We start from the raw sequence: 2442 nt of genomic DNA, 5'->3' as shown, positions 1-2442 counted from the left end.
CTTGATTGCATTAATTAAGCAACGAGTCACCGATCCGTGGATAATTAGACTTATCCGACGCTGGTTAAAAGCTGGGGTCATCGAGAATAATGTTTTCCAATCCGCAGAGAAAGGCTCACCGCAAGGAGGGTTATGTAAAGCTTTACATAACCCACCTTATGAATAGTGAATTATTATGTAAAGTTATCAACGACTATAGCTGTTTTAGCCAGATAAGGATTACAGTTTACTTTACATAACAAGGCAGTGCAAAATATGGAGGAGGATTTTAAAAGGATCTTTCTAAAATATTTTGGAGGAGAAAAAAATGGACAAACTGCCTTTAGCCGATTTAATGGGGAAACTAGAAAAGGAATTACACCGACTTCACTACAAGGATACGACAATCAAGTATTATCAGTTGATGTGGAGACGCATTGCCGAATTCTCCGAATCTGAAGGGACTCGTTACTTTACGGAGGAAATGGGTATGCGCTTTTTGGAGAAACAGTACAATTTTTTTGAGTTAGAGAAAGCTGGATCTTTAACACAAAACATGATCAACGCATTGCGGGTCGTTCGAATGTTGGGTGACTTTCAGCAACATGGCAGCATTTTACGCAGGTACTACAAGCAAAAAAATCTATTACAAAACAACGAGTTCATGGAAACGATTCAAAGCTATTTAAGTGATTGCCAGCAACGAGAGTATTCTAAGGTCACACAAAATCACTATAGAAAAAATGCAGAGAAGTTTTTAAGTTTTGTAGAATCACAGGATATTACACATTGTGCGGATATCACTTCCAAAAACCTATCCGATTATATTAACACGTTGTTGGGTTACAGCTATAAAACGGTGGAGTTGCATCTTTGTTCGTTGCGGTCGTTTCTTCGCTATCTCCACATTAATGGTTATCATAAGCAAAATCTGGCTGAATCCTTACCTTCCATAAAAGCCAGGAAACAAAACCGAATCCCTTCCGTTTGGACACCTGAGAATGTTACTAAACTCATTGATGCCATTGACAGAGGCAACCCTGCCGGGAAAAGGGACTACGCGATTATTCTTCTAGTAGCCCGGTTAGGTATCCGGACGATGGACATCAAACATTTGAAATTGAAACATTTACAATGGCAAAGTAATCGTATCGTTTTTATCCAGTCGAAGACGCACAGTGAGATCAACTTGCCCCTTCTTCCCGATGTGGGTTGGGCCATTATTGACTATCTTAAAAACGGACGACCAAAGGTCGATTCCCCTTATGTATTTTTGCGACACCTTGCACCACTTGAACCGTTTTCAGATGAGGACAGGCTATATCAAATTATTGTAAAATATATGAAATTAGCCCGAATTCCGATATCCCCTCAAAAGAAAATGGGGATGCATTCTTTAAGACATACGCTGGCGAGTATATTGCTTGAAAAAAACACACCCTTGCCCGTTATTTCGGATATCTTGGGTCATGTCAGCACAGACTCAACAGCTGTATATCTGAAGACGGATGTTGAAAAGCTTCGCGAGTGTGCTCTTAATCCGGAGGAGGTGTCCGGATCATGACTAGCTATTTTTATAGTAGTCCCTTTCAAGACTTCATCAAGGGAGTCGTCCGTCAAAAACGTGCATTGGGCTATAAATACAACAGTAGCGAAAGAATATTATATAGATTTGATCAGTTTTGTATAAGGCAAGGATGTACGAAACCTATTTTATCAAAAGAACTGATGGATGTATGGAGTCAAAAACGCCCGCATGAAGCGCAGGCTACCTTAAAAAACAGGGTTCATATAGTGCGTCAGTTGGCGATTTATATGTCCAGTCTCGGAATGAAAGCCTATGTGCAGCCAAAAAACACCCTGCCCAAAGGGCCTCGATATGTGCCCTATATATTTAGTAATGATGAACTGGCCGCATTTTTTAAGCGCACAGATAGCTGTCATTATTGTTCAGTCGTTCCCATTAGACATTGGGTTATGCCGCTATTATTCCGTATGTTATACGGATGCGGGTTGCGTATTTCCGAAGCGTTACATCTCAAAGTCCAAGATGTGGAGCTTCAGTCCGGTATTTTGACCATTAAAGACACTAAATTTAACAAAGACAGGTTAATTCCATTATCTTCAGAACTTATTGATCGATGCCGAGCCTATATGAAGCAAGTTCACTTATTTTCAGATGGGTCGTGTTACTTTTTCCCTTCCCCAAGTGGACACCCTATGACTCAGGGAAATGTGTATAAAAACTTTAGGAAGTTTCTTTGGCAGGCTCGCATCTCTCATGGTGGCTGGGGTAAAGGCCCACGGCTCCATGATTTCCGTCACACCTTCGCTGTATATAAATGCTACTCTAAGAATGTACAGAAATGATTGTTTAAAAATGTACAGTTTGGATGATTAACTGCATAATATTCCTGAGGTGATATTGTGCACATCCAAGTGAGTGTAAATACAGATATAGAG

Annotated in this window: 2 protein-coding genes; both read left to right on the top strand. The window is 40.3% G+C overall.

All coding sequences use genetic code 11. The annotated features are described in order from the left end of the window. Window positions 1-307 precede the first annotated feature (307 nt). Window positions 308-1543: a site-specific integrase gene (locus IEW67_RS17745; RefSeq protein WP_188634411.1), complete on the top strand. Its 1236-nt coding sequence runs from the start codon at window positions 308-310 to the stop codon at window positions 1541-1543. Next, window positions 1540-2349: a tyrosine-type recombinase/integrase gene (locus IEW67_RS17740; protein WP_188634410.1), complete on the top strand. Its 810-nt coding sequence runs from the start codon at window positions 1540-1542 to the stop codon at window positions 2347-2349. Before IEW67_RS17745 ends, IEW67_RS17740 begins: the two co-directional genes overlap by 4 nt. The last annotated feature ends 93 nt before the right edge of the window (window positions 2350-2442 follow it).

The sequence above is a fragment of the Lentibacillus kapialis genome, from assembly GCF_014646635.1.
Taxonomy (GTDB): Bacteria; Bacillota; Bacilli; order Bacillales; family Amphibacillaceae; genus Lentibacillus; species Lentibacillus kapialis.
This window is presented reverse-complemented; position numbering and strand designations above follow the sequence as displayed.